The sequence below is a fragment of the Nitrosomonas nitrosa genome (assembly GCF_003051105.1).
Lineage (GTDB): Bacteria > Pseudomonadota > Gammaproteobacteria > Burkholderiales > Nitrosomonadaceae > Nitrosomonas > Nitrosomonas nitrosa.
This window is the reverse complement of the sequence record NZ_QAOO01000014.1, coordinates 39,594-66,031: the sequence shown is the minus strand read 5'-3', so window position 1 is coordinate 66,031 and position 26,438 is coordinate 39,594. Positions and strand designations below refer to the sequence as shown.

Here is a 26,438-nt window from a genome sequence, read left to right as displayed (position 1 = left end):
ACCTCTCATTACGAGTTATTTCCTTGCCTGAATGGGTCAATATACTGCCCCACTACAGCACCCTAGCTATTCATCTGCTCTTAGCGGCACTATCCCATCCAAGGTGGTGAAGCATTGATCTCGGCTCGTAATCAGAAAATCTTGCAAATAGGGTAGTGCAGCCGTTTCTTTGCGTGTCGATACGAACAAATCGCTCCATAGCCCATGTGTACCAATCCGTCGGGCGATAACATAATCATGATCGACATAGCTTTTTATACCCCAGTTAGGTAACGCTGCGATACCACGTCGACTCGCTACCAATTGTAGGATCGCTATCGTCAATTCTGCCGTCCTACGTTGCCAGACGATACCAGCCGGCGTCAGCACATGACTGATCAGATCGATGCGTTCTTCTGGAACAGGGTAGGTGATGAGTGTCTGATTGGCAAAATCTGCAGCATGCAAAACCCGCTTTTTGCCAAGCTCATGACCGGGTGCGAGTACGGCCAGAATCTCGAAACGGAACAAAGGATGATGAACAATGCTTCGCTGCGGCTTGTTTTCGGAGCCAATCACAATATCCGCCTCACCTTGCTTGAGCAGCCTGATTGGATCAGCATGAAATCCAGAAACCAAATCCAATTCTACTTCTGGCCAATGTTCACGAAAGGTATCCATGATCGGCATCAGCCAATCAAAACAAGTGTGACATTCCAAGGCGATACGCAAGCTACCGCCGGTTGGCTGGGAAAATCTAGCCATATCCCGCTCCGCCGCCTGCACTTCTTTGATTACTTTCTCCGCTAGCTGAACTAGACGCTTACCTGGTTCGGTCAACTGAATGGCATGCCCCTGCCGCCGGATCAATGGCAATTTGTAATATTCCTGCAATACCTTGATTTGATGGGAAAGTGCTGATTGGGTGAGGTGGACTCGTTCCGCGGCAAGCGACAGGCTGCCTGTTTCCTGAAGCGCATGCAAAGTCCGTAGATGACGTAGTTCAATCATAAGCTAATAACACCATGAATTATATTCATAGTTATGATAAAAATTTTCATTTGATTCATATTATAGCACGCGACACAATCATGACTTTATCCATAACAATTTAACAAGAGTAATTCATGATTCTGACACACAATCTAGGATTTCCGCGTATAGGCGCGCGACGAGAGTTAAAGCAGGCACTCGAATCATTTTGGCGACAAGACATCGATGAACAGCAACTACAAGATCGAGCAAAAGCCATTCGTGAAGAAAACTGGCTTTTACAAAAACGTATCGGTATCGACTTGATCCCTGTCGGGGATTTCTCCCTTTATGATCATATGCTCAACATGACAACATTGCTTGGTGCCATTCCCGCGCGCTTTGATCTGGGCCAGCAAGCAACGCCGCTCGATGCTTATTTCGCCATGGCACGCGGCACACCCAACCAACCGGCAATGGAAATGACCAAGTGGTTCAACACTAACTACCACTATATCGTTCCTGAATTCGACCGACAGACCCAGTTTACTGTCGCTTCGACACAATTATTTGACGAAATTGCCGAAGCCCAGGCGCTCGGCATTTCCCCCAAAGTGGTATTGGTTGGGCCGTTGACCTATTTGTTCTTAGGCAAAGAAACTGAAGCTAATTTTCACCGGCTAGATTTACTGCCCCACCTGCTATCCGCCTACCGCACAATTCTAGCTAGAATTGCAGCACTCGATGTCCAGTGGGTACAAATAGACGAACCCATTTTGGCGCTTGATCTGGAGGAGATCTGGTTAGAAAAGCTGAGTGAAGCTTACTCATCACTGCAGGGAAATGGACCACGACTACTGTTGACAACCTATTTTGATGCAGTCGATGATCATGCCGAAAGACTCAAAGCCCTGGCTGTCGATGGCTTGCATATCGATTTATGCCGTGCGCCGCATCAACTAGACCGATTTCTTACCGATTACCCTGTCGATAAAATACTATCGCTTGGCATCATCGATGGACGCAATGTTTGGCGTGCTGATCTGTCTCAAGCGCTAAAAACACTGACGACTGCACAGTCAATGCTAGGTGATCGACTGTGGGTTGCCCCAAGCTGTTCGTTGTTACATTGCCCGGTTGATCTCGATCTGGAAACTCAGTTAGATCCCGAGATCAAAAGCTGGCTTGCTTTCTCCGTCCAAAAACTCAATGAAATTACGATACTGGCTCGTGGTTTAAATCAGGGAAAAGCTGCTATCCAGTCTTCTCTGGAATCATCAGCGCAGGCTAAGCAAACCAGGCTGAATTCGAAACGAATACACAATCCAGTCGTACAAGCAAGATTAAAAAGATTGACACAGCGCGATAGCCAGCGTCATCAACCCTTTCCTCAACGCCAATTATTGCAGCAACAGCACTTTCAATTGCCGCTGTTGCCCACTACGACGATCGGCTCTTTCCCACAAACACCCGAGATTCGTAAAGTACGAGCCGCTTTCAGAAAAGGGCAACTCAGTCACCTGGATTACCTCGAGGCTATGCGTGCTGAAATTCGGGAAATCATCAAAAAACAGGAAGAAATTGGGCTCGACGTTTTCGTGCATGGTGAAGCCGAGCGAAACGATATGGTCGAATACTTTGGAGAGCAATTGTGGGGTTATGCTTTTACCGATCATGGTTGGGTACAGAGCTATGGCTCAAGGTGCGTCAAGCCTCCAATTCTTTACGGGGATATTTACCGGCCAGAAGCCATGACGGTCAATTGGATCAGTTATGCCCAAAGCCTGACCCACAAACCGGTCAAAGGCATGCTGACGGGGCCGGTTACCATGCTGATGTGGTCCTTCGTGCGTGACGACCAACCCTACTCAGAGACAGCGCTACAACTTGCCCTGGCTATTCGAGATGAAGTCATCGATCTAGAACAGGCTGGCATTGGCATGATCCAAATCGATGAACCTGCCTTTCGCGAAGGACTTCCGCTGAAACGATCAGCCTGGGATGAATACTTGCAATGGGCAGTCAGGGCCTTTCGTATTGCGAGTGCCGGTGTAAAAGACGAAACACAGATTCATACGCATATGTGCTATTCGGAGTTCAACGATATTTTGCCCGCCATTGCCGCAATGGACGCAGATGTCATTACCATCGAAACTTCACGCTCGCGTATGGAATTATTGGATGCATTCGTTCGGTTTGCGTATCCCAACGAAATTGGGCCAGGCGTGTATGACATCCATTCTCCACGTATTCCCGATACCCATGAAATGCTGATGTTGCTGGAAAAAGCGTTGCAACATATCCAACCCCGGCAATTATGGGTCAATCCAGATTGTGGTCTGAAAACACGCGGTTGGCCGGAAACGCAAGCCGCATTGAAAAAGATGGTACATGCCGCCCGTATCCTGCGTGAAAGACTTGCCGCTTGAAGCCTCCCAAGAAACATTTAATACGTATCATTTCTAAAAGAGCCAGCAGTCACATGGCTTTAGGCGTTATAATTTATATTTTTAAGATGTTGGCTTAGAAAATTGCCAGCTGGCCTTTTGAATCATTCTTTCACAAAGAACTTAGACTTATGTTCCCGGATAACTCTGGGAACATAAGCAAATCAATTCGCACTCTTCAGTATTTTCATGGATGAACAATCAAGTTTGCTGGCGTTATTCACCAGTAGTTTTCTAGCGGCAACCCTCCTTCCAGGTGGCTCGGAAGCAGTGCTCGTCGGGGTACTGATGGTCTATCCCGAGCTCTATGCGTCCGCATTAGGCGTGGCGACTGTCGGCAATACGTTGGGCGGGATGAGCTCTTATGTAATAGGCCGCCTTCTGCCGGATGAGAAAGCCATGCTGAACAAAATCGGCCATAAAACCCGTGGATTGGAATGGACACGCCATCATGGTGCGCCGATTCTCTTTTTTTCTTGGTTACCCTTGATTGGCGATATCTTGTGTGTGGCTGCAGGCTGGCTGCGTATTCACTGGTTCTGGGCTGTCATTTTCATCGCGGTTGGCAAATTCGTACGCTACTGGGTCATTGCCACTGCCATCAGCTAACCCCCTCAGCAAGGGATTAGCTGATTACATCAACTTTCCTTCTCGAGTAATTTCTGAAGTTCTCCATTCTGATACATCTCGGTCATGATATCTGAACCGCCGATAAACTCACCATTAATATAAAGCTGTGGTATCGTCGGCCAGTTGGAGTAATCTTTAATTCCTTGGCGAATTTCTGGATCAGCCAGTACATCTACCGCATAAAAATCTTGAACACCACATGCGTTGAGTATTTTCACAGCATTGGCGGAAAACCCGCATTGTGGATACTGTGGCGTACCTTTCATATAAAGCACAACAGGGTTGGAATTTATTTGCTGCTCAATCAATTCATTCGCGTTCACGTCTTGATATCCTCCTTACAAGATAATTTTTTGAAAGCCCGCTTGGTGATTGGATAACTCATCAACCGTATGGTTCTGTTTCTGACCAGAATTAATATAGTTTGCCATGATGTTCTAATCTAGCAACGTACCCCATGGTCATATTCTAACAGCTAGCTTGTCGCGCGCGTACGATCATAATGTTGCCCACCGCTCACGCGTGGTATCCCGGCTAAATCTGGGCAAGTAAAAATATTTCTAAAATCCGACTCGGCCAGCAATTGCCGGCAAATAGGGGCTTGGTTATAGCCATGTTCCAGTAGCAGCCACCCCCCAGGCGCCATAAAATGAAGTGAGTTTGCGACAATATGGCGAATAGCGGCCAACCCCTCCTCTTGTGCCGTCAGCGCAATAATCGGTTCAAAACGTAGATCTCCCTCGCTGAGATGGGGGTCTCCTTCCGCAACGTAGGGTGGATTGGATACAATCAAATCGAATTGCTGCGGACCTAAGGTAGCAAACCAATCCCCAGAGAGCATGCGTACATTGCTTACACCCAAATTTTGTGCGTTTATACGTGCAACGGTTAGCGCCTCAGAAGAACAATCAACTGCAATCACTTGCGCATGTGGCCGAAGTTTGGCAATGGTGATTGCGATTGCGCCACTGCCTGTCCCTAAATCCAGGATGCGGCAAACTCGTTCATTTGGGATACGCGACAGTGCAATCTCTACCAGCAACTCCGTTTCAGGTCGAGGAATCAGCACGGCCGGTGTGACTTTAAAAGTTAAGCCATAGAATTCACGCTCGCCTACAAGATAAGCAACCGGTTCGCCCCTTATGCGTTTAGCAATCAGCGACCGATAGGCTTCTTGCTGCCTGGAATTTAAATTGCGATCAGGGTAAGCAGCCAGATAAACAGCATCTACATTTAACACACATTGCAATAATAAGCGGGCTTCCAAATCTTCTATATGATGCCGCGCATCTTGCAGCGCCTGTGCAATCGTGCTTTGCATTTCAGCTCAATAATGATCTGAGGAGGCCGCTTTAGTAAAACCATACGCGCGCTCAGTAGCGTTGTTAGTCTGTACGATTATTTTGTAAAGGTTATCCAGGAACCCATCGATTTGCCGTTTTACTTTGCCGATGCTCATTTTTCCATCATGGACGCAAGCTGTTCCGCTTGATGCTCGGCTACCAGTGCCGAGCAAAGCTCATCGATATCGCCATCCATAATCTGGTCCATTTTATAAAGGGTAAGATTAATGCGGTGATCGGTCACACGCCCCTGCGGAAAGTTATAGGTACGAATCCGTTCGGAACGTTCCCCAGTCCCTACCAGTGATTTACGCGTTGCCGCCTGCTCTGCTTGTTGCTCACGCATTTGCTTATCCAGAATTCGCGCCGCCAGAACACTCATCGCTTGCGCTTTGTTTTTATGCTGGGAGCGCCCTTCCTGACATTCGACAACGATACCCGTTGGTAAGTGGGTAATACGTACCGCAGAATCCGTTTTGTTGATATGTTGTCCACCCGCGCCCGATGCGCGGAATGTATCGATTCTCAAATCGGCAGGATTCAGTTCGACACCGGTAATTTCATCTGCTTCTGGAATGACCGCCACCGTACAGGTAGACGTGTGCACCCTTCCTTGAGTTTCGGTTACAGGTACCCGTTGCACCCGATGTCCACCAGACTCAAACTTGAGCCGGGAGTATGCACCATACCCGATAATTCTGGCGATAATTTCCTTATACCCGCCTACGTCCGACGGGCTTTGCGAAATGATTTCGACCTGCCAACCTTGCCGCTCGGCAAAGCGTGCATACATCCGAAACAGATTACCGGCAAATAAAGCCGATTCGTCTCCCCCTGTGCCCGCGCGGATTTCCAGGAAAATATTACGGTCATCATTGGGGTCCTTGGGCAAGAGCTGCTTGAGTAGTTCCGTCTCAATCTTTTGCAGCTTCTCTTTACCCGTCACAATTTCAGCATCGGCAAAATCACGCATCTGAGGATCTGCACTCATTTCTCTTGCAGTCTGGATGTCTAACTGAGTCTGCTGATGTGCTTGATACAGCTCGACCACTGGTTCGATCTCGGCACGTTCACGAGTCAGTTTGCGATAATTATCCATATCTGCCGTAATTTTCTCACTACTTAATAGCCGATCCAATTCCTCCAGCCGCACACTCAGGCGAGTGAGCCGCTCTGCAATACTTTTATTCATTGTGGGTAATGTAGTTGATATAACCGATTGATCAGTTCGACCAGCTTCTCGCGTTCATCATCAGCAGCATGATTCAGCAGACTGGAGGGCAGGTGTAAAAACTTATTGGTCAGACCGTTACTGAGTGATTCGAGAATTTTTTCAGGATCTTCGCCTTTTGCCAGTAGTTTCTGAGCACGTACCAATTCGTGCCGCCGGAATCGCTCGGCCTGATCTCGTAAAGCACGGATAGTTGGCACTAATTCGCGCGCTGCCAGCCAGCGCATGAAATCGACCACATTGGATTCGATGATGGTTTCGGCCTGTGCGACCGCACTCATGCGCGAATCCAATCCTTCCTTGACAATATCAGCCAGATCATCCACGTAATAAAGGAAAACATCGTCCAGATCCGCAACTTCCAGCTCGACATCCCTGGGGACCGCCAAGTCGACAATAAAAATTGGCCGGTGTTTACGAATTTTGATAGCGCGCTCCAACATACCTTTACCAAGAATAGGTAGCGGACTCGCTGTACAAGTCACCACAATATCGTGCAGTGCAAGTTGCTCAGGTAATTCACTGAGTGAAATAGGGCGCGCTCCAAATCGTCGCGACAGCGCTTCTGCACGTTCGACCGTACGATTGGCAACCGTAATCCGCTTTGGACGCTTGGCAGCAAAATGAGTCGCGCATAATTCAATCATCTCGCCAGCACCGATAAAGAGCACATTTTGCTCGCTGATTTCACCAAATATGCGCTCCGCTAAGCGTGCTGCCGCTGCCGCCATAGAGACGGAACAAGCGCCAATCTCAGTAGATGTGCGTACCTCCTTGGCCACAAAAAAAGTACGCTGAAACAATTTATGCAACAATAACCCCAGCGTACCTGCATTCTCTGCCGATTTGATCGCATTCTTCATCTGCCCAAGTATCTGCGGCTCACCGATCACCATCGAATCCAGCCCGCTTGCCACTCTAAAAGCATGTTTGACAGCCAGCTCACGGGGCAAGCGGTAAAGATAAGGCTCCAGCTCGCGTTCCGGTAATCGATGAAAATCCGTTAGCCAGCAGACAGCAGCATCGGGTTTTTCTGTATTACAGTATATTTCGGTACGATTACAAGTTGAGACGATGGCTGCTTCCTTCACGGCATGATGCCCAACCAGATCATGCAGAGCATGCTCCATTTTATCTTCAGGAAATGAAACCTGTTCACGGATGCTTAACGGCGCTGTATTATGATTGATACCAAAAGCAAATAGCTGCATGGATGATGATCTTTAAATAGCTAAAAATCGAAAAAGCGTAATTATAGCGGAAGTTTAAATACCATCAACGAAACGAATACGCTTACTTTCATTACCTACATGATTCCCAATGATTTAGTTAGCGCCAAGGCATAATGGGAATAGTCGATATACTGTTTTTAGGTGACCCTTCGATGATTCTGTCACTGTAAGCAAGATAAATCAGTACATTACGTTTTGGATCATAAAATCGAACCACTTGCAGGGATTTAAATAATAGCGAAGTGCTCTTCTTAAAGACTTCCTTGCCATCTTTCTGTCCATTTTTCACATTTTCGGGTAACTCGATCGGCCCTACCTGTCGACAAGCTATCGAAGCATCAGAAGTATCCTCGGCCACCCCCACCGTGCCACTGATCCCTCCCGTCTTTGCCCGGCTTAGATAGCATGTAGCACCCACGATATCGGGATCATCGAATGCCTCAATCACAATTTTATCGTTCGCACCCAGGATCTTGAATTTAGTAGACACACTGCCAATCTTCTCCGCCATCAAACAAGGAGAGGCAAGCAATAACGCCGAAATCGACATGAAAAACCAAATTCTTTTCTGAAAACTCAAATTATCAATCATTGCAGGCTCCTTCCGTTGTCAAATTTCAAAATCTCAAGGGTACCGCTCATATATTTCGTCACAATACATCGTTGTCTACAAAAAATGTTTCCTTACCTATTCAGTATAGGTTGCGCCAACATTTATTGCTCTCGCCTCATCTTGGTTAAGACTCTGAATTGTTAGAGGCGCCCTCAATTCGTTTTTTGCTCAAGATCCGATTCAATCGCTGCACAACATAGAGAAATAATTTTCGATCACTTCCTTCGATGAGCGACCAAAACTCAACGATCGGCGCGGGCCGGCTGAAATAATAGCCTTGATGTAAGAAACAGCCCTGTTCACGCAGAATTCGCATATGCTGCACTGTTTCAACACCTTCTGCAATAACAGTTATACCTAAATTTTGCCTAAACCAATAATGGTATGCGAAATAGTAAAATTACTCGTAGAGTGCAATCGATACACCTAATGCCTTAAGGTGAGTAAGCAACTCAGCTGTCCGCACCATATCACTGACGACCATACTTTTCGTCATCTCCAGTAGCAGTAAACTAGCGGGCAAGTCAGTATCCTTCATTGCCCGTTCAATTGTCGCTATAAAATCCTTATGCAATTGCTGCCGCGGGGCCACATTGACAGACACACCGATCAATTGATTGGCTTTTGCAAAATCAGCCGCCACCTCGCACGCCCTTCGCAATACGAACTCCCCCAACGGCGCATTCAAACCAATACGCTCAGCTAACGGTATAAATTCTGCTGGAGATATATAGCCGCGATCTGGATGCTTCCAGCGTGCAAGCGCCCTCATCCGAACGATACGGCCGGATCGAACATCGACGATAGGTTAAAAAAATTTGCAACGCCCCATTCTTCAGCGCCAACCGGAAATCTTTCTCAACAGTGATAAGTTCTGGAGAATAAGAACAAAATTGATTGGCTCCCTGTTGCTTAATAAGAGACATGGCACTCATCGCATGGTTCAACACTGACCCGCTCACTACGCTGTCCTGGAGATATGAGCTCACTCCTATGCTCGCAGTAACAAAACATCATGTCCATTTAGACCAAAGAGATGATTAATCGTCTCCAGAATTTTTTGTGCCATTTGCGATGGCAGCTATTTCATTATGAATTTGACCGAATAGCAGCACAAATTCATATAGACATCAGGTAATGGCTTAAGCGGAATGGTCAGAGGTGTTCGTTCATATCGGAAATCGGTGCCCCGGACAGAACTGACTGCCGTGGGAGAATTAATCTGAAAACGTGAATCGATATTAGGGTTCTTTGGCACTGTGTTTTCTGTGCGGCCATACTGGAGATCTGCTTCAGTATTGACCATGCCCGTATCACCGAATATTTCTAGGTGATCGATCGATTAACTCGGGTGTAACAAAGCCATCTACCTCCTTTTTGGAAAAACTAGAAGCAGGCTGCTCTGGTGTACCGACGAACATATTCAACCGTTGTCATTTAAAGGGGATTCAGCTTAAGCTTTAATTGAGCAAACAAGACATAAGGCTCACCCATTCCATAAAAATATACTTTTAAGCACGACCGATCACGTTTACCCAAAGAGTTCGCTTACGCATTATCATGAACCGGAACCAACTTTCTATATTCAGGTATAGTTTCAACATGACCACAAAGGGTTCGATATACTTGCTGCTTCGTTTTGCTCATACCGCCTTGACTTTACGCTAAATATACTCACTATACTCACCGATGGAATATTGCCTGGTTTGATTGCGCTCAAACCCATCCCTACACTATCCCAGCCAACGTCGCCCGCGCTGTTCAAAAAATAGAATTAAAAACACTTATGGATCCACTCAAACTTTATAACAAGTTGTTTGTCTTGATAGGGTATTCATCGACATATTTTTCTTGCTATTAACCGAAACATGCTCTTATCTTTAAAAAAACAAAAAAATAGGCGCAATAAAGTACGCCAAGAAATGGCCTATGCAAATCTTCTCAACCAGCTTGTTGGATTTTTAGTGTACAAACAGTCTCTATCTGAAAACCGTGTCACCCGTCACCCCTTACTTAGCTTAAGGCAGTATATATCAAGTCACGACAAGGATTATATCTAATAATCATATTGTTAAGCATGATAAAATTAATTATGTGTCTACTTTTAATGAATGGATTTTTGACAGCTCAGTCTCGAGGATCGTTATCGAACGCCTTGATTTCGTATGAAAGGATCATTCCGTGAACGTATTTTACGAAGAATCCGGCACCTTTAAAGTCGGCTCAGTGTTAGCCGACAACATGACTTCCCTACACGTTGAAGCTTCGCACGGCAAGCGATCCAAAATAAAAGCTTCATCGGTATTGCTACGATTTGAGGTGCCTCCTTTATATGAATTCATGCATCAAGCGCAACAAGTAGCTGCCGAGTTGGATACAGATTTTCTCTGGGAATATTGTGCTGATAGTGAAGAATTTTCGAGTCATACGCTTGCAGCGGATTATTTCGGACATACGCCGAGCCCGGTAGAAGTCGCTGCAATTATGATTCTACTGAATAGCGCTCCCATGTATTTTTATCGCAAGGGGCAGGGGCGCTACAAAGCCGCTCCACCGGAAGCGCTACGTGCTGCGCTCGCCAGTCAAGAAAAAAAACGGTTAGAAGCAGAACTGCATGCGCGTTATAAGCAACAACTGAGTGATTTTTCTCTTCCAGAGGAGTTTAAGCCCCATTTGGATGATTTACTCTACAAACCGAACAAAAGTACGGTTGAATGGAAAGCACTCGAATCCGTTTGTACGGCCACCAAACTCAGCGTACCAAAACTATTAGAAAAATGCGGCGCCATTGCATCAACGCATGATTATCACTTTAATCTATTTTTACGGGAACATTTTCCCGATGGAACTGCTTTCGATATCCCCGACATAGAGTTTGCATACGTCGATCACGACGATCTGCCCGTAGCCGACGTATCAGCTTTCAGTATCGATGATGCTACCACCACTGAAATTGACGATGCTTTCTCTGTTTCGCTTCTGCCCATGGGTAGTTTTCGCATCGGTATTCATATCGCTGCACCCGCTCTGGGTATTGCGCCAGGTTCACTATTGGATCAAATAGCAGCAAAGCGCCTGTCCACTGTATATCTGCCTGGCCAAAAAATCACCATGCTTCCCGAGAAAACAATCGATAGCTATACGCTCAGTGAAGCACGCTTATGTCCGGCACTCTCACTTTATCTGGAGGTTGCAGATGACTTCACGGTCACGAGCACTTATAGTCGTATAGAAAAAATCAAGATCATCGCTAATTTACGCCATGATGCGCTTGAGCAGCAATTCAATGAAAATACGCTGAGAAAAAATCTCACGAACTACCCGTTTGCTCAAGAATTGTCCTTGCTGTGGAACTTCTCCCGCAAGATGGAAATCCAGCGTGGCAAAGAAAATGATGCCAATAATGAAAAAATCGATTACAGCTTTTTCGTTGAACAAGAGCGCATCATCATACAGGAGCGCCGCCGCGGCTCACCGATTGACCGGGTTGTGTCGGAATTAATGATTTTTGCAAATACCGAATGGGGCAAACAACTTGCCGATGCTGGAATTGCCGGTATTTATCGCAGCCAAAATAGTGGAAAAGTAAGAATGAGCCTTTCCCCTGCACCTCATCAAGGTCTCGGTGTAGCACAGTATGCGTGGAGCAGTTCACCAATGCGCCGTTACGTCGACCTCATCAATCAGCGACAACTCATTGCACTGCTGACCGATAGCACGCCGCCTTATTCCAAAGATAGCGATGATTTGCTAATCTCGATGCGGGACTTTGAACAAGTCTATGGTATTTATAATGAATTCCAACGATCAATGGAGCGTTATTGGTGTCTACGTTGGCTGATACAAGAAAATATTCAAATTACAGGCGCGCAAGTCCTCAAAGAGAATTTGGTAAAATTTGACCGTATTCCATTGATTACGCGCGTCTCTTCATTGCCCGACCTGTCACCCGGCACACAAGTCAAATTAGAAATATCTCAGATCGACTTGCTCGAATGTACTTTAAACACAAAATTTCTTCACAAAGAACATATTTAAAAATATATTCCATTGTTCAATGAAACCCTTTTCAACTTATTCGTTTACGAACAATCATTCAACTGGCTAAAGCGACTCCTTTGCTCATTTTATGATGTCAAATCATAATAAGCTTCAGACCCCTCATTCCTGGGCTGCATGGCGGCCAAAAGCTATCCATGCGGCCATTCTGATTTCGCTGCTGTTTCATGCGTTGATTATTTTGGGTGTCACATTTAAAACACCAGAATTTCCCCTCAACAAAGTAGCGAAATCGCTAGAAGTTATCCTGGTCAATAGCAAAACCGAGCATAAGCCTATTGACGATACAAATGTATTGTCACAGGCCAATTTGGAAGGCGGGGGCAATGTTGATGATGACAGACGTGCAAAATCACCTTTTCCAGTGCTGCCTCAATCCAAACCACTTGTCGATCTCGCACAAGCCACAAAAAAAACCAAGCAGTTAGAGAAGGAAGTGAAACAGCTCTTGACCGCCGTTGAAAGCAAGCCACGCGTTATCCAAAGCGACGACCAACCTATCCAATCTGAAAGTGAACCATCCCCCGCCGTAGACAGCAAAGATTTATTGCAGCGCAGTTTTGAAATCGCCCGCCTAGAGGCTCAAATTGCTAAAGAGTATGAAGAATATCAGAAACGACCCAAACGGAGATTTATCGGGGCACGTACCAAAGAATATCGATTTGCACGTTATGTGGAGGATTGGCGGCTGAAGGTCGAGCGTATCGGCAATCTGAACTATCCGGAGGCAGCAAGAAAGCAAAAACTGTTTGGAAGCTTGCAACTGACCGTCGGCATCCGGTCGGATGGCAGCCTTGAATCGATTGGAATCGATCGATCGTCTGGAATCAAGATTCTCGATGATGCCGCCATACACATAGTCCGGTTGGCGGCACAGAACGGCTTCGCGCCTTTCCCGCCGGACATAAGCCGCGATACCGACATCTTGCATATTACCCGCACATGGGTATTTGCCCGCTCAGAAAAATTATTCAGCGAATAATTCTTGGAACCACTGTTAGTCAGACAGCACTTTCAATAATCTGATCTATAAGCACGATCTCTGCCTATATACTGACAAAAATCAGTATGAAATACACTTTATGAAATACAAGACGTTAATTTGGCGTTATTTTTCGTGCAGGGATAGAACGGCACAATCGCATCGCATTTATCTTAGATTGAATTAACATAAACTGGCTGTCCGATTGAGATTCCTTGGATAACCAGTAGAATACCATTGGTCATAGTGATCGTGACCGCTTTCTGTCAACACTTTACGATAAACAAGTTTATGCCTGATCTTTATGCGGTAATTGGCAACCCTATTCACCATAGCAAATCGCCCATCATTCATATGGAATTTGCTAGGCAAACTCACCAGGATATCCAATACAACGCCATTTTGGCGCCTTTGGAAGGTTTTGCCGCGACAGTAAGCGCTTTTCAACAAAAAGGGGGGAAAGGTTTGAATGTAACACTCCCTTTCAAACAAGAAGCGTACACTTTATCGATTCGGTTGACTGATCGGGCGAATGCGGCACAAGCTGTCAATACCCTTAAATTTGATCAAAATCATCCTATTCTTGGCGACAACACCGACGGCACTGGTCTCATCAGAGATATAGAAGTAAATCAGGAGATTCCCATTTCGGGGAAAAGTATACTGCTAATGGGTGCGGGCGGTGCTGCACGTGGCGTCATTTTGCCACTACTAGAACGTAAGCCACGTCTGCTAGCCATCGCGAACCGCACGCAAACCAAAGCACAGCTATTGCAAACACAATTTTCCTCTCATGGTCAAATTGTATCCGGCCACTTCCAGGATTTCTCTGGTGAAAGCTTTGATATTATCATCAATGCAACATCGGCAAGCCTTCAAGATAAATTACCCCCACTCCCCACAGGTCTGTTCAAGGAAACGACACTAGCATACGACATGATGTATAGCCGAAATCTGACTCCTTTCTTGATCTTTGCCCAACAACAAGGCGCACACCATCTCGCTGACGGAATCGGTATGCTAGTTGAACAAGCCGCAGAATCATTTTATGTATGGCGCGGTATTAGACCAGAAACAAGAAAAATAATAGAAATGCTCAAAAATAACAGGTAGTGACTCAGCACCTTGACGCACCCGATACGCACGCGGCATCGATCTCTCCTTCTGTCTTTCTATTTATTTTTAAATTGATAGCATCACACAACCAAGATGAGACATTTTCTTAAACGCTGGTCGTGGCGGCTATTGCTAGCAACAGGGGGCGTCGCTTTAATTTACTTAAGCTGGCTCCTTCTTCACATCGTTTATTGGGAACGCTATAACCCGCACACTAGCGCGTTTATGCAGACCCGGCTGGAAGAGCTTAGACAAACGCATCCCGATGCCAAGCTACGCCATCAGTGGGTAAATTATGAAGATATTTCTGTTCATCTAAAACGGGCCATTATTGCTTCGGAGGACAGCCAATTCTTGAAACATGGCGGCTTCGATTTTGATTCGATCAAGCATGCTCTCGAAAAAAATATTGAACAAAGAAAATGGTCAGCCGGTGGCTCAACGATTAGTCAGCAACTCGCTAAAAATTTATTTTTGTCCGACAAAAAAACGATCAGTCGCAAATTGGAAGAAGCAATGATCACAATCATGCTCGAAAGTATCCTGTCAAAGCGCCGTATTTTGGAGATTTATATGAACATCATTGAATGGGGTCATGATGTTTTTGGCGCAGAAGCCGCGGCGCAGCATTATTTCGGTGTATCAGCCTCAGTACTTAACGGCAGGCAAGCCGCCTATCTTGCCTCAATGCTGCCCAATCCACGTTATTATGAACGCAATCGCCAGGCGGAAAAACTAATTAGGAAGCGTGACATCATTCACCGCCGCATGCCTCTAGCGCAAGTTCCATGATATAATTTATCTAATTGGGATTTATCATTAGAAAGCAGTCTGCCCGTCTTCTACTTCTGCGAACTGGTTTAAGCACTAAGACTGTTCAATATTCACCCTCATCGAAGTTCATTTTTATACTTTGACTTCGCATTCAACAAATCTGTAAAGATCAACGCTTGTTCCTGTGATATAACAAAAAAGCACTCTAGTCTTTTTGGCACACCGGAATCGAATTATTTACGAATAGCAAGATCTCTTCTTCTTTTAGCGGATAGGCAGTTATGACTGAAGAAAACCAACACGAAAACGAAGACTTGCAAAGCAAGCTCGAGCGAATAATGTACTTACTGCGCAAGTATAAGCTCGTAGAAGGGTTGGTACGCCTGCAAGACCACCCGCCACGTCAGGACCTCGTCGAATCTGTTATCCAAAAACAAAATCTAGCCAGCCTCCAAAACATGCTGGATAAACTCCATCCAGCTGATATTGCTCATATCCTGGAAGCTTTGCCATTAGAAGATCGGCTTTTTCTATGGAATCTGGTCAAAGCTGAAAACGACGGAGAGGTGCTGCTCGAAGTGTCCGACGCCGTGCGAGAAACGCTCATCGCAACGATGGGTAGCAGTGAGCTCGTTGCGGCTGCCGAACAACTTGATGCAGATGAAATCGCCGATCTTGCACCCGATCTACCCATTGAAGTTATTGAGGACGTTTTTCGTTCACTCCCACTTGGTGAGCGCGAACAACTGCGTGCAGCGATGTCTTACCCAGAAGACTCTGTCGGCGCGCTCATGGATTTCGATGTCATTACCATCCGCGAAGACGTCAGGTTAGAAGTGGTGCTGCGCTACCTCCGGCGCCTGGGCGAGTTACCCGATCATACCGACCAGCTATTTGTCGTCGACCGGAATGAACATCTCAAAGGTGTTTTATTATTAAATCGACTATTGGTCACAGACCCTGACGTTATGGTGAGTGAGGCAATGACCAAGGAAAACGTCAAATTCCAGCCGTATGACAAAGCGCAACAGGCAACAGAAGCATTTGAACGTTATGATCTTGTTTCTGCGTCGGTCATTGATGTAGATGGCAAGCTATTAGGGCGCGTCACGGTTAATTCCGTAATCGACTTCATTCGGGAAAAAGCAGAGAATGAGGCACTTAGTCAAGCCGGCTTGAGTGAAGAAGAAGATTTATTTGCTCCTATCTGGAAGAGTGTCAAGAACCGTTGGGCTTGGCTTGCCATCAATCTGGTAACCGCTTTTATCGCTTCCCGCGTTATTGGCCTATTTGAGGATTCCATTGAAAAATTGGTCGCACTTGCAGCACTGATGCCCATTGTTGCGGGTGTCGGTGGAAATTCTGGCAACCAAACGATTACGATGATCGTTCGCGCAATCGCATTGGGTCAGGTCAATACCGACAGCACACTTAAGTTGATCGGAAAAGAAATTGGTGTGAGTCTGGTAAATGGTCTAGTGTGGGGCAGCATCGTAGGATTGTTCACCTATGTTATTTATCAGAATATCCCGCTCGGACTGGTCATGGCATTAGCCATGGTACTGAATCTTCTGTTGGCCGCTTTAGTTGGAGTGCTCATCCCATTAACTCGAAAAAAAATGGGGCGTGATCCTGCCATCGGCTCTAGTGTCCTGATTACTGCCGTAACGGACAGCGGCGGTTTTTTCATTTTTCTGGGACTTGCCACGCTGTTTTTGCTGTGAATGGTCAAGCCAATAGTTTGAAAAAGCTTTACTCGAACAAACGCTTATTTCTCTCACTTTTTGATCATCGGCTTACTGGGTGGGCGCAACCTCAAATAGCATTTATAAGCAAGGTGCGATATCAGCAAATGAAATGGCATCCTAATCCAATGGCTTCGTAGATACAAAAGAAAGCGCGCAAATTGTGCAAATCTCGCTGGGTAATCCGGGTGCAACGGCAATAAAGCAGAAGGAACCAGTGCGTTCATTATCCATCGCGAAAACAGCCCTGGCTTTTGATTCAGCGTATTTTCTATTTTTTCTGGTACGGGTGTTTGGAAAATCATGCGCGTAAACCATATACCATAAAAAAGCGGCCTCCCCAAACGTAGCTGGTTAGCGCGGCTAATCATTTTTTCCCAAAATTGGGTGTCCTCATGAGGAAACACACACAGCATCGAGTGCAGATCAAGCAAATCACGCAAATCATCAGCCAGCTCGTTGTTCTGGAATAGATTGACCGAGCAGTGCAACACCATATCGACAGGACAGAGTATCCGATATTCGGGGCTGCCAACGGTGATCGCATCATCGAATAATAAACGCGCATCTAATCTAATCCGGCTCGTCACAGGTGCGATGGTATGGTGTATATCCACCTCCGTTTCCCGTTCCCTATGTATGAGCGCAGGAATCTCCTGACTCCATGCCCGATAATAGTGTTCATCGTAGGTTGAAATCTCGCGATGTCTCCACCCTCGCTTCAGCAAACATGCTTCTACCTGATCCAACTGTTCTTGGGGGACCATGATATCCAGATCAATGAAAAACCGACCTTCTGCTGAAGGAAGCCTTGCCAACATATATGCCCCCCCTTTTAACACCACGACGGGGATATTCATACCTTTCAATGCCCAAGTAATTCTATCGAGTTCCCAGCGCGCCAATTGCTGGAATTTTTTTGCTCTGATCAGTCCAGAGCGCAGTTGATTGGCTGCACGTACAGGAATTTTATTCGACAATCCCCTTCTCTCAAGCTCAATTGCTAAATGTCCCAAGAGTTTTACCCTTCTGACCAGACGTAACAGCAACTCCCATTCCGATATGCTGTAATCGAGTACAGAGACAGGATCGATCAAGGCATTACGAAGTAATTTTTGATGATTGGAGAAGTTACCCACCGTAGGTCAATTCGTTTAACGCAGTTAGAACACGATCAAAATCGGAATAGACAAGTTTATAACAATGACACGTTTTCACTAGACGAGTAACGGCTTTATAAGCTGCCTCACCGAGTATTTCATAATTAAATGAGTTACTCGCCAGTAACAGGAAAGCCTCAGACTGGGGTAAACGCTCAAGTCTCAATGGCGAATCGGCAACCCATTTTGGGAAAATAATCCATCTCGCTTTTGCAGTTTTTGCAGACTGCTCGATACTCTCTTGCGGTGGCCGAACATGCGCAACCGTCCCTTTCTGAGTATGCGGTATTGCTTGGCCCATTGACGCTTCAGGTAAATAGCGCTTGATGACATCGATAGACTGATTTTTGAGCGACATGAGTCGGGGAACGGGAAGAAGCTCATCGCATTCAGTATCCATGAGCCCAAATTCATCTGAAAATAATCGAAATCCACGATGAGCAAGTACCGTGCATAAAGTTGTCTTGCCACTTCCCGGCCAAGCTGGCAGCAACAAGACGTTCCCATTCCTCTCCACTGCGGCAGAATGAAATAGCAGCAAATGATTAGTTCGGAGAGCAATGGCCAGATTGATTCCCCATTCCAATATGGCTAATGCTTGGTTAACGGGAGCGGGAGGAAAAGGTTCTTGGTCGTCGACCAAAAAGTGAACAGATGCAGAAAAAGGGCGCGGGATAGAACGTTTCGATACAATTTTTACATGAAATTCTGTAATTTCATCTTCAACCAATTCATAATGTGCATAGAGAAAGTGAAGCTGCTCGGCTAAATGACGAAGATTTGTGCTTATTCGCACATTGAACGGCCCTAGCCTTATTCTAAGCCCCTCTTCGGAAAGCAATGAAAAAAAACTTGCAGCGGGTATTTGCTCAACGCGCACTCACAGGATCTCGCTTAACTTGTTCAACTAAACCCAGTTCTTCAAAACGGCGCAGCGTTTTCTTAACTTGTTCCAAGAAATGTGGAGCTGACTGCAGCTGGAATCGATCCAAGAGACACTGGCAAATTTGATCTTCGGAATAGGCCGATTGATGATATTTATCTAGCTCCAAGAGAAGCTGCATTCCCAATTTATTAAGAAAATGCGTTTTCCCTGAAGTTGGCTGGAAAACGATAAACTCTTCCTCCCACTCTTCGATAAGAAGAGAAGTAAAATCGGTCGATCTCCAGAACATTACAAAAATTAGCTATCTCACAACATTCTTTGCATTATTTGCACATTCGGCCTTCCACTGAGCGATGAATAGGCAGCCGAAGAGATGACTATTCCTGGCCCATACATATCTTGCCTATTGGAACAGGCCATCACATCTTCTTCTAGAGTATAAGTTATTGAATTTGATTCACCGAGATCATATTTTGTATGTAAATCATCTATAACTACTGCCTCTTCAATATCAAAACAAGCTACTTGCTCATCAACCATAAAAATATCAGTTTCACTTGGGCTTACCAAATTACTGGTCACGGCATGTGCCGCGCCACTGCTCAGCGTCATAATCACCGGGATTGCAACAGAGTTTTTAAGCAAGCGCCTTCGGCTTTGTTGCAGCGTATTATCTGGAGAATCCCTTCCTAAATCTGTTTGTTTCTTTACTTTATCTTCTGACATCTCTTTAACTCCTCAAGATGAACAGGAAATCATTGTCCTCGTATTTCCGCTCATAATCAATGATGCTTTTCATATTGATCGCAATATATCATCTATAGCTTGTGTACTTACATTCGTGCGTACTTTTGCATGTGAGATGCAGCTCCTATCTTAACTATATGCAATAACCATGCCATTTATTCACTTAAATCCAATTAACCAAGTAATATCATTGCGTTACAAAATCGCCAGCAGCGTTTACAAAAGCACCCAATAGTGCACCTGTAAAAAATCTCGACATTTCGTCTAACCGCTCAATTCGCAAGACAATATATCGGATCGAAAAAATAACTCAGGGTTGCATCCGGGCTGGATCGACTTCCCTCTCTCGCCCCCGGTAAGCCAATCGATAAAGGACGGGCAGTACCAGCAAGGTTAACACCGTGCAAGACATCACCCCCCCGATCACCACTGTTGCCAGAGGCCGCTGAACTTCTGCACCAATGTCAGTAGCCAATGCCATAGGAACAAATCCAATCGCATCGGTCAGCGCCGTCATCAATACCGGACGCAAGCGGGACAACGCCCCTGTCTGTATCGCCTCATCCAACGTCAACCCTTCTTGTCGCAAATCACGGATAAACGATATCATAACGAGGCCGTTTAATACCGCAATGCCGGACAGCGCGATAAACCCCACACCGGCAGAGATGGATAAAGGAATATCACGTAACCATAATGCCACGATACCCCCAGTTAAAGCGAAAGGTACCCCCGTAAAAACCAGCAGTCCATCCCTAAGATTCCCGAACATGGTATAAAGCAAAACAAAGATCAAACCAAGTGAGATTGGAACAACGATTTGCAGGCGTTGCGCCGCCGAGATCATTTGCTCGAATTGTCCTCCCCATGAAACCCAGTAGCCCGGAGGAATATGAATCTGCTCCTTAATCAATGTCTGCGCCTCATTCACGAACGAGCCCAGATCCCGCCCCCGGATATTTGCAGTCACGACGACCCTGCGCTTACCATTCTCCCGACTCACTTGATTGGGACCAGGCGTCATTTCAAAATAAGCCACTTCGCCCAGCGTAACATAGGCTGACGCTGCCGCTTGAAGCGTGCCTGATGCCCCTCCCTGGTTTTGAATGGGTATGCCTATTGGCAAACGCTTGAGCGCTTCAATATCCGCGCGTAGATGTTCGGGTAGTCGCACTTGCAATGCGAAACGGCGATCACCCTCGAATATGAGACCAGCACTCCGACCACCGATCGCGATTTCGACAGCATCTTGAATATCGGCCACATTCAAACCGAAGCGCGCAATCTTAGCGCGATCGATCTGTATAGAAAGAACTGGCAACCCGGTAACCTGCTCAATCTTCACATCGGCCGCACCCGGAACTGTTTTAATGAGCGATTCTATTTTTTCTCCTACGGCGAACAACACTTCCATATCGTCGCCGAACACCTTAACCGCCACATCAGCACGCACTCCCGACAGCAATTCATTGAAACGCATTTGGATAGGTTGAGTGAACTCGTAATTATTTCCTGGCACTTGTTTCACCGCTTTTTCCATCGCAGCGATCAATTCATCTTTGGTACGAAAAGAGCCGGACCATTCTGTTTGTGGCTTGAGAATGATAAAAATATCTGCCACGCTTGGTGGCATGGGGTCGGTGGCAATTTCCGCAGTTCCAATTTTGGAGAAAACCCTTTCCACTTCCGCAAATGATTTGATGGTTTTTTCGAGCTCATTCTGCATTTCTACGGATGTCGTCAAGCTCGTTCCTGGAATCCGTATGGCATGCAATGCAATGTCACCCTCGTTCAGACTAGGCACAAATTCACTGCCCAGACGCGTCGTCAGCAAAATGGATAGCACAACGACTACAATGGCAATCGTTACCGTAAGCCCCTGATTACGCAAGGCGGCAGCTAGCATAGGCTGGTATATCCGCTTCGCCGCTCTAATAGTCCACCTTTCTTCTTCCTTGATCTTACCTGTTAAAAAGAGTGCGATTGCGGCCGGTACAAATGTCACCGAAAATATCATCGCACCCAATAGCGCTATCACTACCGTAAACGCCATTGGATGAAACATCTTTCCCTCGACGCCAGATAATGCAAAGATAGGGATGTACACAATCATGATGATGGCTTGCCCATAGATCAGCGCCCGGCGCGTTTGCATGGTCGCAGAAAACACCAATTCCAGGCGCTCGCTTCGGGTCAACGCCCGTCCGAGACGCATTTGTTCCTGAGTTAAACGCCGAACACTGTTTTCTACAATCACGATGGCCCCATCCACGATAATGCCAAAATCCAACGCACCCAAGCTCATCAAGTTTGCACTCACCTGGTTGACCACCATGCCACTGAAAGTAAACAACATAGATAGCGGAATAATGAGCGCCGTTATCAGTGCTGCCCGGATATTGCCTAGAATCAGGAACAACACCACAATGACCAGAATGGCACCCTCAGTCAGGTTGGTGGCAACCGTCCGAATCGTTCCATCAACCAGCGTAGTACGATTGTATACGGGGGTCGCAGCAACCCCTTCTGGTAAGTTGCGGTTGATCTCGGCCAGCTTTTTGGCCACCGCTTGGGAAACGACACGGCTATTTTCCCCAATCAGCATATGCGCCGTCCCCAATACCACTTCCCTGCCATTTTGCGTAGCTGCACCCGTGCGTAGCTCTTTGCCGATCAGTATATCGGCCACATCTTTGATCCGTATCGGCACATTTTGTCGAGAACCCAACGTAATATCGCCAATTTCATCCAGATTGGCAACTTGACCCGGCAACCGCACTAAATGTTGCTCTCCCCGTTTTTCAATGTAACCCGCACCTACGTTCAGGTTATTTCTTTCGAGCGCGCTTACTACGTCCTGGATCGTCAAACCATAGGCAATGAGCTTCTCGGGATAGGGGGTTACATGAAACTGTTTGACATAGCCCCCCACCGAATTCACTTCTGTCACACCTTGAACCATGCGCAACTGAGGCCGAATGATCCAGTCTTGGATTTCACGCAAATCGGTGGACGTGTAAGCGCCTCCATCCGGCTTGCGAGCCGTCTCTTCCGCATCGACCGTCCACATGAATATCTCTCCAAGCCCGGTAGAAATGGGACCCATTGTTGGCTCGATCCCCACCGGCAACCTGCCTTTTGCTTCTTGGATGCGTTGGCTGACCAATTGACGCGCAAAGTAGACATCTGTGCCATCTTTAAATACTACAGTCACTTGAGACAAACCATAACGCGAAAGCGAACGGGTATAATCAAGATCGGGCAGGCCGGCCATGATCGTTTCAACCGGAAAAGTGACACGCTGCTCGACCTCCACTGGCGAAAATCCCGCTGCGACCGTGTTGATTTGCACCTGAACATTCGTAATATCGGGAACGGCATCTATAGGTAGCTTCTGGTAGCTGTACAAACCCATCGCCGCGATCATCATGACGAACACCAAAACGAGCCAGCGCTGATAAATGGAAATTGTTAAAATACGTTCAAGCATGGTTGCTGGCCCCGTACTGATCACTAAGCAAATTAATGGTCATGACTTGCACCCGCTTTACCTAGCTCAGCTTTGATAGCAAAACTGTTACCAACGGCATACTTTTCACCAGCTGTCAGCCCTTTTAACACCTCGACCATTTTTCCATCGCTTCGGCCAAGCTCCAATGGACGCGCCTCAAAATAAGGGCCATAGCGGCCAAATACAACCGACCAATCATGGAGTGTTTGAATCGCTTCTACTGAAACTGCGACGGGCACTTCTATTTCTTCCGCTACCAATTCGGCATTGACGAACATCCCAGGCCGCCATTTCCCATCACGATTATCGAGTTCGACACGCGCTGTAGCCGCTCGCGTGGGCCCGCCTATCAGCGTTGTGACATAAGTGATGACACCCTCTCCCTCAACCTCGAAGGCCGTTGCTTTAATTATTGCCTGCTGCCCAACACTCACAATGTTCAAATCTTTTGGATAAACCGTGATCGCAGCCCAAACTGTCGAAACGTCCGCTATGGTGTAAATCGCCTTGTCTTCCTTCACCGCTTCTCCCAGAACGATGGCCTTGGCTGTGATGATGCCAGGTATGGGTGCACGGATTTCGTAGCGGGCCAAATTTTTCCCTGTATGACTCGCTTCGGGTTTCACGCCCAACGCACGCAATCTCTCTGCCGCAAGTTCCAAAGCAATGCCGGCCTCCTCCCATTGTTGTTGCGCGGTGAGATACTCCTGTTTAGCCGTTATTTTTTCTTCCCACAATTGCTTTTCACGTTCATAGGTGGTTTTCGCCAATGCCAGTCGCTTTCGAGCAACGAGATACTGACTATACAAATCAGCCAGCATGGGGCTCTCGATGACAGCCAATACTTCTCCCGCCTGGACATGCTGACCATGATGACGCTCGACAGCGGTCACCATACCGGCTAAACGGGGAACAACCTGCAGGATAGTATGTTCATTAAATGTGATCTCACCTGGCAGCCTCAGCGTAGGTTTGATGATAGCCGGGCCTGCACTCTCAATTTCAATTCCCGCGCTCTTGAGTGTTTCATCTGACATTTCCACACGCGCCTCTACCTGACTATATCCCCAACGAAATGTTCTACCATTCCATTCCGCAGCAATGGCCAAATCGAAAGAATGGGGCTCGTCAACTTCCTGATCACCAACAAGATAGTCGCCTTCTGGGGTAAATCGAAAAAATTGCGCAGAAGCACCCAACCGTGTCAGCGTAATGGAAACGCTGGCCTCAGCGGGAGCAAGCCGTTTACCCTGATGGTAAAGATAAACTCGGAACTGAGGCGGCACGCCCTTTTCAAAGATCATCACTTCAACGCCAAAATTATCCGAGGTAAACAACATACCGCCCTGGGGCCCTCGGATTGGTCCATCTTGCTCACCTTCCGCTGCTTTTAACTTTTCAGAAAAAAGATTGCCATGCTCTTCCCCTGCTGGGCTGACCTCGTTATCAAGCAAGCCATGCGGATCAGTCTTATCCGTCATCAGAATCAGTCCGCCCAAAACGGCCCCGATGATAATCACAACAGCGATTGGCACCCATCTCGTTTTTTCCATTTCCTACTCCTTTTGTTCCCGACTTTCAGTCGACGGGCGGTCATGCACGCTATTTGCCGGATCATCGATCGGCGCCGCAATCAGACGCTCTATCTCATTGATAAGCCGCTGATAATTAGCAAGCGAACGTACATACAAAATTTGATTCTGGAATAAGGCACGCTGCGCGTCGAGCATCTCGAGAAAACTAAACCTCCCCAACTCATAACCTCTATTCGCTACTTCGAATGCACTTCTAGCGCCCGGCAATACCTCATCTTGCAGCAACCTGATTTCATTCTGCGCAGCGAGCAACGCTTGATAAGCACGGGTCAACTCTGTTCTCAACAGCAAATCAACTGCTGCCTGCTCATCTCTAGCCTTGTTCAACCGCTGATGTGCCTCTTGCAGATTCCCTTGATTGCGGTCAAATAACGGAATCGGAATAGAAAGATTCATAACAGCAGTCGTATCCTCGGTTACCAGATAACGCCTCAATCCTCCGCCAAGCGTTAAGTCTGGAATACGACGCGTCCTTTCTAACTCAACGATCGCTTTGCGATGCTCGACATTGGTTACGCCACGTTGCGCCAAAGGATTATCAAGAATTTTGCGCTCAAGTACTTCAAAAGGAGGAATCTGAACGGTTGACTCTAGATTACCCAGCGCTTTTCCGAATCGAGGGGAGGTGCTTCCCCAAAGCAACGACAGTTGCGTACGCGCCGACACCAAATCTCTACGTGCTTGTTCAAGTTCAATATTTGCCGTTGAGAGCGCTACTTTAGATCGCGTTTCTTCGATCGGGGGCGCCTTGCCTGACACGACCCGCTTATTTGCCGAATCAACGACTTTCCGCGTCAGCTGCAACGTCTCTTCTGCCACTCTCAACCGCTCTTGCCCCGCCAACACATCGATAAAAGTATTGGCTGTTCTCGCTATCAGTTCCAATTTCTTTACTTCGTAGCTTTTATCGGCTAGCGCCTGTCCTAAAGAGGCGACATGCATCCGGGCACCCCGCTTCCCGCCTAGCTCAATGAGCTGGCTGATACGAAAAGTCGTGAATCGCTGTATTGCTGGATTAGAAGAATTGACATCTTCGGCTTCGACCGCAAGTTCTGGATTTCTAAACCTGCTTGCCTGAAGCTTTGTGCCTTCAAAAGCAAGTACTTCCTTGAAAAAAGATGCCAACTCGGGATTATGTTGCAGCATCAATTGCAACACATCCCGTAGAGATAAATGGGTACTTTCATCCACTGGCATCGGCCCAGCCTGATATGAAGAACCCATCACACCCAAACTTACCGCACCGCCAGGGTTTGCCATTACTTTAAATGAGTAAGAAAAAGCTAATAACAAAAAAACGATCAAAGCTTGTAGCCCATACGGCAAACAATACCGCTGTTTAATTTTCATGGAATTCATTCCCTACAAAGAAAACACACCGCGACTTACGATCACCGCGGCGCATCCACTATTCGC

The 26,438-nt window shown here is 46.7% G+C and carries 20 protein-coding genes and 1 pseudogene; 7 read left to right on the top strand and 14 right to left on the bottom strand.

Annotated elements, in window-relative coordinates; genetic code table 11:
* Window positions 1–66: 66 nt before the first annotated feature.
* A complete protein-coding gene (locus tag C8R30_RS09535) occupies window positions 67–990 on the bottom strand; it encodes a LysR family transcriptional regulator (protein ID WP_107790016.1) in 924 nt (307 codons plus the stop codon).
* A 116-nt stretch (window positions 991–1,106) separates the two neighbouring features.
* Between C8R30_RS09535 and metE the strand changes: the two genes are divergently transcribed.
* Both metE and C8R30_RS09525 read left to right on the top strand, forming a co-directional pair.
* Window positions 1,107–3,380 carry a 5-methyltetrahydropteroyltriglutamate--homocysteine S-methyltransferase gene (gene metE / locus C8R30_RS09530; RefSeq protein ID WP_090668914.1) on the top strand — a complete coding sequence of 758 codons (2,274 nt, stop codon included), beginning with the start codon at window positions 1,107–1,109 and terminating at the stop codon, window positions 3,378–3,380.
* A gap of 207 nt (window positions 3,381–3,587) precedes the next feature.
* The gene (locus C8R30_RS09525) at window positions 3,588–4,007 is read left to right on the top strand and encodes a YqaA family protein (protein WP_090668911.1); all 420 of its coding nucleotides are present in this window, start codon (window positions 3,588–3,590) and stop codon (window positions 4,005–4,007) included.
* Between the two features lie 29 nt (window positions 4,008–4,036).
* Here C8R30_RS09525 and grxD read toward each other — a convergent pair whose 3' ends face one another.
* From grxD to C8R30_RS16420, 6 genes and pseudogenes are all read right to left on the bottom strand, one after another.
* Window positions 4,037–4,351: a Grx4 family monothiol glutaredoxin gene (grxD, locus tag C8R30_RS09520; protein WP_090668908.1), complete on the bottom strand. Its 315-nt coding sequence runs from the start codon at window positions 4,349–4,351 to the stop codon at window positions 4,037–4,039.
* Between the two features lie 152 nt (window positions 4,352–4,503).
* Window positions 4,504–5,349, bottom strand: a complete 846-nt coding sequence (gene prmC / locus C8R30_RS09515; RefSeq protein WP_090668906.1) for a peptide chain release factor N(5)-glutamine methyltransferase — start codon at window positions 5,347–5,349, stop codon at window positions 4,504–4,506.
* A 134-nt stretch (window positions 5,350–5,483) separates the two neighbouring features.
* Window positions 5,484–6,563: a peptide chain release factor 1 gene (gene prfA, locus C8R30_RS09510; RefSeq protein ID WP_090668903.1), complete on the bottom strand. Its 1,080-nt coding sequence runs from the start codon at window positions 6,561–6,563 to the stop codon at window positions 5,484–5,486.
* Window positions 6,560–7,813, bottom strand: a complete 1,254-nt coding sequence (gene hemA / locus C8R30_RS09505) for a glutamyl-tRNA reductase (protein WP_107790015.1) — start codon at window positions 7,811–7,813, stop codon at window positions 6,560–6,562. Before hemA ends, prfA begins: the two co-directional genes overlap by 4 nt.
* A 118-nt stretch (window positions 7,814–7,931) precedes the next feature.
* Window positions 7,932–8,384, bottom strand: coding sequence for a protein CreA (gene creA / locus C8R30_RS09500; protein WP_090668962.1), 453 nt, complete (start codon window positions 8,382–8,384; stop codon window positions 7,932–7,934).
* Window positions 8,385–8,571: 187 nt separating this feature from the next.
* A pseudogene (locus C8R30_RS16420) lies at window positions 8,572–9,252 on the bottom strand (EAL domain-containing protein).
* Between the two features lie 1,376 nt (window positions 9,253–10,628).
* Between C8R30_RS16420 and C8R30_RS09480 the strand changes: the two are divergent.
* From C8R30_RS09480 to mgtE, 5 genes are all read left to right on the top strand, one after another.
* On the top strand, window positions 10,629–12,485 hold the full coding sequence (locus tag C8R30_RS09480; protein WP_090668891.1) for a ribonuclease catalytic domain-containing protein: 1,857 nt from the start codon (window positions 10,629–10,631) through the stop codon (window positions 12,483–12,485).
* A 94-nt stretch (window positions 12,486–12,579) separates the two neighbouring features.
* Window positions 12,580–13,488, top strand: a complete 909-nt coding sequence (locus tag C8R30_RS09475; RefSeq protein ID WP_107784216.1) for an energy transducer TonB — start codon at window positions 12,580–12,582, stop codon at window positions 13,486–13,488.
* Between the two features lie 291 nt (window positions 13,489–13,779).
* On the top strand, window positions 13,780–14,601 hold the full coding sequence (gene aroE / locus C8R30_RS09470; RefSeq protein WP_107784203.1) for a shikimate dehydrogenase: 822 nt from the start codon (window positions 13,780–13,782) through the stop codon (window positions 14,599–14,601).
* Window positions 14,602–14,697: 96 nt separating this feature from the next.
* A complete protein-coding gene (mtgA, locus tag C8R30_RS09465) occupies window positions 14,698–15,396 on the top strand; it encodes a monofunctional biosynthetic peptidoglycan transglycosylase (RefSeq protein WP_090668882.1) in 699 nt (232 codons plus the stop codon).
* Between the two features lie 263 nt (window positions 15,397–15,659).
* Complete coding sequence (mgtE, locus tag C8R30_RS09460; protein WP_090668878.1) at window positions 15,660–17,102, top strand: magnesium transporter; 1,443 nt, start codon at window positions 15,660–15,662, stop codon at window positions 17,100–17,102.
* A 53-nt stretch (window positions 17,103–17,155) separates the two neighbouring features.
* Here the strand turns inward: mgtE and C8R30_RS09455 are convergent, their stop codons facing one another.
* The 7 genes from C8R30_RS09455 to C8R30_RS09425 form a co-directional block, all read right to left on the bottom strand.
* Window positions 17,156–18,262, bottom strand: a complete 1,107-nt coding sequence (locus C8R30_RS09455; protein ID WP_107784201.1) for a nucleotidyltransferase domain-containing protein — start codon at window positions 18,260–18,262, stop codon at window positions 17,156–17,158.
* Window positions 18,255–19,163, bottom strand: coding sequence for an HprK-related kinase A (locus tag C8R30_RS09450; RefSeq protein WP_107790012.1), 909 nt, complete (start codon window positions 19,161–19,163; stop codon window positions 18,255–18,257). The genes C8R30_RS09455 and C8R30_RS09450 overlap by 8 nt, the downstream gene beginning before the upstream one ends.
* A complete protein-coding gene (locus C8R30_RS09445; protein ID WP_090668869.1) occupies window positions 19,153–19,458 on the bottom strand; it encodes an HPr-rel-A system PqqD family peptide chaperone in 306 nt (101 codons plus the stop codon). Before C8R30_RS09445 ends, C8R30_RS09450 begins: the two co-directional genes overlap by 11 nt.
* Before the next feature lie 17 nt (window positions 19,459–19,475).
* Window positions 19,476–19,895, bottom strand: a complete 420-nt coding sequence (locus tag C8R30_RS09440) for a hypothetical protein (protein ID WP_090668866.1) — start codon at window positions 19,893–19,895, stop codon at window positions 19,476–19,478.
* A 331-nt stretch (window positions 19,896–20,226) separates the two neighbouring features.
* Window positions 20,227–23,406, bottom strand: a complete 3,180-nt coding sequence (locus tag C8R30_RS09435) for an efflux RND transporter permease subunit (protein WP_107790011.1) — start codon at window positions 23,404–23,406, stop codon at window positions 20,227–20,229.
* A 32-nt stretch (window positions 23,407–23,438) separates the two neighbouring features.
* Window positions 23,439–24,980: an efflux RND transporter periplasmic adaptor subunit gene (locus C8R30_RS09430; protein ID WP_107790010.1), complete on the bottom strand. Its 1,542-nt coding sequence runs from the start codon at window positions 24,978–24,980 to the stop codon at window positions 23,439–23,441.
* Between the two features lie 3 nt (window positions 24,981–24,983).
* Window positions 24,984–26,372 carry a TolC family protein gene (locus C8R30_RS09425; protein WP_107790009.1) on the bottom strand — a complete coding sequence of 463 codons (1,389 nt, stop codon included), beginning with the start codon at window positions 26,370–26,372 and terminating at the stop codon, window positions 24,984–24,986.
* Between the last annotated feature and the right edge of the window lie 66 nt (window positions 26,373–26,438).

What these genes read in the sequence shown, in the direction of transcription:
- metE (WP_090668914.1), top strand. Translation starts at nt 1,107, where the DNA reads ATGATTCTGACACACAATCTAGGATTTCCGCGTATAGGCGCGCGACGA.
- C8R30_RS09445 (WP_090668869.1), bottom strand. Translation starts at nt 19,458, where the DNA reads ATGTTCTGGAGATCGACCGATTTTACTTCTCTTCTTATCGAAGAGTGG.
- C8R30_RS09525 (WP_090668911.1), top strand. Translation starts at nt 3,588, where the DNA reads ATGGATGAACAATCAAGTTTGCTGGCGTTATTCACCAGTAGTTTTCTA.
- C8R30_RS09435 (WP_107790011.1), bottom strand. Translation starts at nt 23,406, where the DNA reads ATGCTTGAACGTATTTTAACAATTTCCATTTATCAGCGCTGGCTCGTT.
- aroE (WP_107784203.1), top strand. Translation starts at nt 13,780, where the DNA reads ATGCCTGATCTTTATGCGGTAATTGGCAACCCTATTCACCATAGCAAA.
- C8R30_RS09440 (WP_090668866.1), bottom strand. Translation starts at nt 19,895, where the DNA reads ATGTCAGAAGATAAAGTAAAGAAACAAACAGATTTAGGAAGGGATTCT.
- mgtE (WP_090668878.1), top strand. Translation starts at nt 15,660, where the DNA reads ATGACTGAAGAAAACCAACACGAAAACGAAGACTTGCAAAGCAAGCTC.
- prmC (WP_090668906.1), bottom strand. Translation starts at nt 5,349, where the DNA reads ATGCAAAGCACGATTGCACAGGCGCTGCAAGATGCGCGGCATCATATA.
- C8R30_RS09535 (WP_107790016.1), bottom strand. Translation starts at nt 990, where the DNA reads ATGATTGAACTACGTCATCTACGGACTTTGCATGCGCTTCAGGAAACA.
- creA (WP_090668962.1), bottom strand. Translation starts at nt 8,384, where the DNA reads ATGTCGATTTCGGCGTTATTGCTTGCCTCTCCTTGTTTGATGGCGGAG.
- C8R30_RS09425 (WP_107790009.1), bottom strand. Translation starts at nt 26,372, where the DNA reads ATGAAAATTAAACAGCGGTATTGTTTGCCGTATGGGCTACAAGCTTTG.
- hemA (WP_107790015.1), bottom strand. Translation starts at nt 7,813, where the DNA reads ATGCAGCTATTTGCTTTTGGTATCAATCATAATACAGCGCCGTTAAGC.
- C8R30_RS09430 (WP_107790010.1), bottom strand. Translation starts at nt 24,980, where the DNA reads ATGGAAAAAACGAGATGGGTGCCAATCGCTGTTGTGATTATCATCGGG.
- prfA (WP_090668903.1), bottom strand. Translation starts at nt 6,563, where the DNA reads ATGAATAAAAGTATTGCAGAGCGGCTCACTCGCCTGAGTGTGCGGCTG.
- C8R30_RS09475 (WP_107784216.1), top strand. Translation starts at nt 12,580, where the DNA reads ATGTCAAATCATAATAAGCTTCAGACCCCTCATTCCTGGGCTGCATGG.
- mtgA (WP_090668882.1), top strand. Translation starts at nt 14,698, where the DNA reads ATGAGACATTTTCTTAAACGCTGGTCGTGGCGGCTATTGCTAGCAACA.